The organism is Myceligenerans indicum (assembly GCF_016742955.1).
Lineage (GTDB): Bacteria > Actinomycetota > Actinomycetes > Actinomycetales > Cellulomonadaceae > Myceligenerans > Myceligenerans indicum.
The window spans coordinates 1-5,715 of record NZ_JABBYC010000095.1; the positions used below are offsets into that span (position 1 = coordinate 1).

7 protein-coding genes are annotated in these 5,715 nt (G+C 68.5%); 2 read left to right on the forward strand and 5 right to left on the reverse strand.

Features of this window, described 5'->3' with window-relative positions:
• Nucleotides 1–307 precede the first annotated feature (307 nt).
• The 3 genes from HGK34_RS21705 to HGK34_RS21715 all read right to left on the reverse strand — a co-directional run bounded on the left by HGK34_RS21705 (nt 308) and on the right by HGK34_RS21715 (nt 2,218).
• Nucleotides 308–868 carry a PIN domain-containing protein gene (locus tag HGK34_RS21705; RefSeq protein ID WP_201851405.1) on the reverse strand — a complete coding sequence of 187 codons (561 nt, stop codon included), beginning with the start codon at nt 866–868 and terminating at the stop codon, nt 308–310.
• Nucleotides 865–1,251, reverse strand: a complete 387-nt coding sequence (locus HGK34_RS21710) for an excisionase family DNA-binding protein (RefSeq protein WP_201851407.1) — start codon at nt 1,249–1,251, stop codon at nt 865–867. Before HGK34_RS21710 ends, HGK34_RS21705 begins: the two co-directional genes overlap by 4 nt.
• A gap of 163 nt (nt 1,252–1,414) precedes the next feature.
• Complete coding sequence (locus tag HGK34_RS21715) at nt 1,415–2,218, reverse strand: AraC family transcriptional regulator (RefSeq protein WP_307816169.1); 804 nt, start codon at nt 2,216–2,218, stop codon at nt 1,415–1,417.
• Nucleotides 2,219–2,267: 49 nt separating this feature from the next.
• On the opposite strand from HGK34_RS21715, the gene HGK34_RS21720 reads away from it, so the two are divergent.
• Nucleotides 2,268–2,681 (forward strand): DUF2000 domain-containing protein, encoded by a 414-nt coding sequence (locus HGK34_RS21720; protein WP_201851411.1) that lies wholly within the window; start codon nt 2,268–2,270, stop codon nt 2,679–2,681.
• Nucleotides 2,682–2,904: 223 nt separating this feature from the next.
• Nucleotides 2,905–3,378, forward strand: a complete 474-nt coding sequence (locus tag HGK34_RS21725; RefSeq protein ID WP_201851413.1) for a hypothetical protein — start codon at nt 2,905–2,907, stop codon at nt 3,376–3,378.
• A 241-nt stretch (nt 3,379–3,619) separates the two neighbouring features.
• Here HGK34_RS21725 and HGK34_RS21730 read toward each other — a convergent pair whose 3' ends face one another.
• Both HGK34_RS21730 and HGK34_RS21735 read right to left on the reverse strand, forming a co-directional pair.
• Entirely contained in the window at nt 3,620–4,909 is a 1,290-nt protein-coding gene (locus HGK34_RS21730; protein WP_201851415.1) for an ATP-binding protein, read from the reverse strand.
• A 106-nt stretch (nt 4,910–5,015) separates the two neighbouring features.
• On the reverse strand, nt 5,016–5,555 hold the full coding sequence (locus HGK34_RS21735) for a LutC/YkgG family protein (protein ID WP_307816170.1): 540 nt from the start codon (nt 5,553–5,555) through the stop codon (nt 5,016–5,018).
• Between the last annotated feature and the right edge of the window lie 160 nt (nt 5,556–5,715).

Genomic DNA, 5,715 nt, shown 5'->3' on the forward strand with positions numbered 1-5,715 from the left:
ACCCTCCGCCGAGGGCAACAACGGCTCGATCCGCGCCCAAGCCGCATCGGTCAACTCACCGCGTCCAACACCCACAACCCTGACATTACCGGCCCTGTGACCTGCCCATTCGCAGGACAGGCCCTAGACGAGACAGGTGGGTCTTCGCTTCCTGAACATTGACGACTGTCATGGAGCGTTGACGGCTTGCCTAGTCTGGTCAACCTGACCTGGTCGATCGGTCGCCGCACGGTGGCGCCGCCGCCGTATCGCAAGACGACGCATGGATACGGGTTTGCCTCGAGGTGTTCGGAAACGTGGTCAGCTCTCAGGGGAGATATCCGCGCAGGGCGGCCGCCGTGGTCGGTGCGTCAGCCTTGACGAGGCGGTCCAGGAGGTCGGGGCTGGTGAAGTTCTTGCGGGTGTGAGTAATACGGGTGTGGACGGCGAGCATTGCTGCCGGGGCCTCGTGGACGAGCCCGCTGAGCAGTTCGTCCGGGTGCATGACGGTGATGCCTGCCTGGTGAGCGGCGTCGTCGGGGAAGTCCTTGATGTTGGCGGTGCACAGCACGTCGGCGTGGGCTGCGATAGCGGCAGCGAGGACGTGCCGGTCGTCAGGGTCGGGCATGCTCGCGGCGGCGAGGTGCTCAAAGTGTTGTGGTGCGGGTTGCACGGAGGCTTGGGGGAGGAAGCCTGTCAGGCCGTCTCGCAGGCGGGTCGTCTGTTCGTGGGTGAATCCGCGCTGCTCGACGAGATTGCGGTCGAGTTCGTCGAGGATCTGCTCGGACCAGTGCAGGTCGATGAGGCCTTCGGCGGTGCTGTAGACGATGTAGTCGCGCAGGACACGTGAGAACAGGATGTTGGCGTCGGCCAGAACGACGCGGATCACTCGTCCAGGCCGATTTCGTCGGACAGGGACATCAGGTCCTTGAGGGCGGCGTGGCGACGGTCGCGTTCAGCCTTGTAGGCATGCAGGGCGGCGACCGGGACGCGGCGGTGTGTGCCGACCTTGTGGTGTTCGATTGCTCCGTTCTTGAGAAGCTCGACCAGGTGCGGCCGAGAGACGCCGAGCGCGCGGGCCGCCTGTGTCGTTGTCAGGTCTTCTTCCATAGGGAGCACCCAGGCGCCGCCGTGCAGTTCGGCTTCGAGAAGCATCAGGATCCGGGCGGCCGTGGAGCGTGGAAGGCTGAGGGTGACCTCGACGTCGTCATCGCCGGGCGTGGCCAAGGCCCCGCGGAGCGCTTCGCTGTCGTGGGCAAGGATGTCGGTCATGCGCGCCTCCAGGATGAACGAAATAAGTGTAACCGAATCGGTTGCGCAGAGTCGACGACGTGAGCGGTCAAGGACTCAGCTACGAGGCTCGTTAGGCTTGGAGCGCGGCGAGCATGGCCTGAGGGTGCAGGACTCGATCAGGCGGTCGCAGGACGAGCGGCAACTATGGCCGTCCCGCACGTCCCCCACGCTGGTACCGCCCCGGCGTCGTGCGCAGCAGTCTGCGGAAGTGTCGGGTCAGGTGCGCCTGGTCGTGGAATCCGGTGGTGGCCGCGACGTCGGGCGCGGGCTCTCCGGCCAGGAGCCGGCGTCGTGCCAGGTCGAGCCTTCGGCCCACGAGGTAGCGGTGGGGTGGTAGTCCGAACTCGCGGGTGAAGGCGCGGACCAGGTGGGGCACGGTCACGCCGATCTCGGCGGCGACGTCGGCGAGCCGGACCGGCTGGGTGGGGTCGGTGTCGAGCAGGTCTCGGGCGTATCGGGCCGTCGTTGTGGTCGACGGTTCGCGGGCCGGTGTTGGGCGGCCGGTGAGGTGCCAGGCAAGGCCCTCGGTGACCAGCGCGAACAGGGTCTCGGCGGCGACGTCCTCACGCAGCGTGAGGGCCCGGTCGAGGCCGGTGAAGCGGCGACGCAGGCCTTCGTCCGGGACCAGTGGCGCGTCGACCGCCCGGCCGACCAGTCCGCCGTCGAGCGCGGCTTCCTCCAGGTAGACCACCCGCTTGCGGAAGCCGGCCGCGCTCACCGACCGCCCGTCGTGGACGACGCCCGGTGGCAGCACCGTGACGCCCGTGTGCTGCGCCGCGTGTTCCCGCCCGTCCAGGCCGTAGCCGATCAGCCCGTCGTCGACGATGAGCACGGTCCACGTGTCGTGCGTGTGCGCCGGGTAGGAGTGCTCGCGCCAGGCGGCGTGCAGCACCTCGGCGATCCCGGGAACCCCGGGCCGCCACGCGCGCACCACGTCCTCAGCCACATCAAGAACGTACAAGATCGCAGCCCGGACCCTGCGCGAGCCTGGGGCCATGACCTTCGAACACCCCAAGATCGTGATCCTGCTGCGGGATGACCTGCTCGGTTGGCAGGAGTACAATGTCACCGCCTTTCTCGCCGGCGCGGTGACCGCCGCTTACCCCGAACTGGTCGGGGATACCTATCGGGATGCGGACGGCCGTGAGTACCTGCCGATGCTCGGCACGCCCGTCATGGTCATGGTGGCCGACGGCGGTCGGCTGGCCACGATCCGCTCCCGTGCCGATTCCCGCGGGCTGAGTATCGGCATCTACACGGCCGACCTGTTCGCCACCGGGAACGACGTCGACAACCGCGCCGCCGTCGCGGCTGCCGCCACGGAGAAGCTCGACCTGGTGGGCGTGGCCGTGGCGGGGGAGCGGCGCGTGGTGGACAAGGTCGTCAAGGGCGCCAAACTCCACCCATAGCCAGCACGAAGGCGCAGGGCCGGTCGCGTGACCGGCGCCGGCGCAACACGCTTCCTGGTGATGTCGGCTATCTGTGGCCGACGGTGGTCGTGTGCCGCGGACGCATTGTCCGGAACACGATCGCGCCGAACGAGGCTGGATGAGATGCATTCATCTGCTATGTTTCCAGCCCGAATCGCCCTGGCAACGGACAGAGGGCGCGCAACAGGAACGATGGTGCATGATGACAAACCTTGAGGCGACGGAGAGTTCGCCGTCGAACGTGGTGGCGGGCAGGGAGCCGGCTGATGGTGAGTGCCGCTTCTGCGGATCGACGCCGGCTGTCAAGACCACTCAGCAGGGTATCGGCAGTTTCCTGATCTTCTACCGGATCACGACCTGGCGGGACCAAATGTGCCGCTCCTGCGCCGAGGCCGTCCACCGTGACGCCAACGCGAAGACGATGACCTGGGGGTGGTGGGGTCTGGGCGGGATCATGTTCTGGATGTTCCTGCTGGGCAATGCGGCGCGGATGCGCGCGGCGCGTGCCCTTGACCACCCGCGCCGGACTGCTGGCGTGGCGGCTCCCCTGAACGAGCCCATGGTGCCGGGTGAGCCATGGTTCCGCCGCCGCGCTGCGCTGGTTGCCACGTGCATCGGCGGTACTGGCTGGCTGCTGCTCGTAGCGATCGTTGTCGCCGCACTGGTCCTCCCGTAGGCGACGCGACGAGGAGCGGTTGAGCCGGCCGCGTGCCGAAGCGGGCCTGTGGCGGGAGTCCCGCCACAGGCCGCTGTGGCTGGACGGGTCAGGGGTAGACGGAGCCGCAGGCGTGCCCGCGCACCCGCTCGTACACGGGGCATACGTTGAGGCGGGCCGAGCAGCAGATGCGGTGCAGCGCGGAGCGGCCACCTCGTCGGCCAGCTTTTTGGTGTGCCCGTTGCGCCGCAAGGATGACCACTCATGGTCCCAGGAGTGCTGCGGGGATGACAGCAATGCCGTCGGGCCGACGGTAGGTGACCGGCCCGGTGGAGATGACCGCCGCGTCGACCAGGTCGTCCCCCAGTTGCTCGCGGAGCCAGTGCAGGTGCCGGACGTCGTGGTCGTCGATGGTTGTCGCGAGCTTCACCTCAAGTGCGACGACGGCACCGTCGCGTTCGACGATGAGGTCGACCTCGTGGCGGCCGTCCTGGGTCCGCAGGTGCGAGACGCGTGCCTGCGCGGCTTGGGCGTAGGTCTGGACCGACATGGCGACCAGATGCTCGAACAAGGCCCCCAGCAGGGAACCGTCTCGCGGCATCTCTGGCCCTGAGGTCTGTCCTCGCAGCAGACTGCGCTGGTTCGCTCCCAGCAGGCGCGCGGCGATGCCCGGATCCGCCAGCAGGTGCTTCGGACCCTGGGCAAGTCGCGTGAAGTGGTTCATTCCGGGGATCCACGCGTCGAGCGGATCGAGGAGAAAGGCGCGCATCAGGGCATCCCGGTAGACGGTGGTGGTCGACCGCGCGGGCTTCTCCTGGAGCCCGGGTGTGGCGGCTTCCAGGATTCGTGTGTACGTGGTGGTTGTCGCGGTCGCTGCCGCGTAGGCGGCCATCCAGGCGCGGAGTGTCGCCGGGCGACGTACCGAGATGCCCTGTTCGGCAAACTCCTGGTTCACGGTCGCGTCGATGTAGGAGTCGATCTGCGCACGCCGGATCTCCGCCGGAAAGCGGCGGAGTCCGGGAAGGCCGGTGGACAGGATTTCCTGCGTGTAGTCCGCGAGATCGGAGTTCGTTCGGCCCTCGACGTCGGGATTCGTCCCGTCGAGCAGCTCCGCGAGGCTGACGGCGGGAGTATCGAGACGGCGTTCGGCGAGTGACAGCGGCCGCATCCGGAGTGTCAGGATGCGCCCCGCACCGGAGTGGACGGTAGCGCCCGGTGGTGCGGAGCTTCCTGCCACCACATAGGAACCTGCCGGTGCTCCGGCGTCGACCGCACGCTTCACGAAGTCCCATGACGACGGCTCCCGCTGCCACTCGTCGATGAGCGTCGTTCCGGCCAGGCCTTTCAGCGGTTCGACCGACGCACGGAAGGTCTCGCGCAATGCCGGTACCGAGAGATCGAGTGCCTGGTCAGCGCGTTGCAGCGCCGTTGCAGTCTTGCCAACCCCCTTCGCCCCCTGGAGGGCGATGGCCGGCAGAGAGCCGATGTAGCGGTCGATCGCCTCGTCGATCACTCGGCGAACGTAGGTTCCTGCGGTCGAGGGTGCGGTCACGCGCTCTACGCTACAGATTCCAGGAGTTCTACGCTACAGATACCAGATGCTCTGCGCTACAGATACCAGACCTTCCGCACTACAGATCCCAGGGGCCCGGTGCGCCTCAGCCCACCAGCACCACGTGCAACGTCCGCGGCCCGTGCACCCCTTCGACCCGGTTCAGCTCGATGTCGCTGGTCGCGCTCGGGCCGCTGATCCAGGTGAGCGGGCGCTCCGGGTGAGCGGCGAGCAGCCGCACTGCCTCGGGCACGGTCTGCACCACCTGGTCGGCGCGAACCACGCAGACATGCACGTCAGGTACCAGCGAGATCGCCCGTCGACCCTGGTCAGGGCTCGCATCGAGCACGATCGTGCCGGTCTCGGCGACGGCGACCCGCGCCGCGGTGACCACCCCGGCGGTCTGATCGAGGTCCGTCGGCGACAACGGCGCCTCGGGGGTGTCGACGACGACGGTCGCCCCGCCGTCGGACAAGGCCGCGACCCACGCAGGCTCCAGCCCTGCCGGGACGACGACGCGCGGACGTGCCGCGTCGCCGGGCACCTCCGCCGCGAGCCGTGCCACCACGGTGCCGACCTCCCTGCCGGGGACCCGATGCACCTGCGCCTTGTAGTCCTCAAGCCGGTCGACCAGTAGCTCCAGCACCTCCGCAGATCCGGCCGCGAGGTCCCCTTCGGTGCGATACCCGCGAGGCGCGTCCGCGCCGCCGCCCGGCGCGTCCGCGCCGCCGCCCGGCGCGTCCGCGCCGCCGTCCGGCACTTCAGCCCCTGTCTCTTATACACATCTGACGCTGCCGACGATAAGG

Excerpts from the sequence above, each read along its gene's own strand:
- HGK34_RS21710 (WP_201851407.1), bottom strand. The coding sequence starts at position 1,251 with ATGACCGACATCCTTGCCCACGACAGCGAAGCGCTCCGCGGGGCCTTG.
- HGK34_RS21720 (WP_201851411.1), top strand. The coding sequence starts at position 2,268 with ATGACCTTCGAACACCCCAAGATCGTGATCCTGCTGCGGGATGACCTG.
- HGK34_RS21725 (WP_201851413.1), top strand. The coding sequence starts at position 2,905 with ATGACAAACCTTGAGGCGACGGAGAGTTCGCCGTCGAACGTGGTGGCG.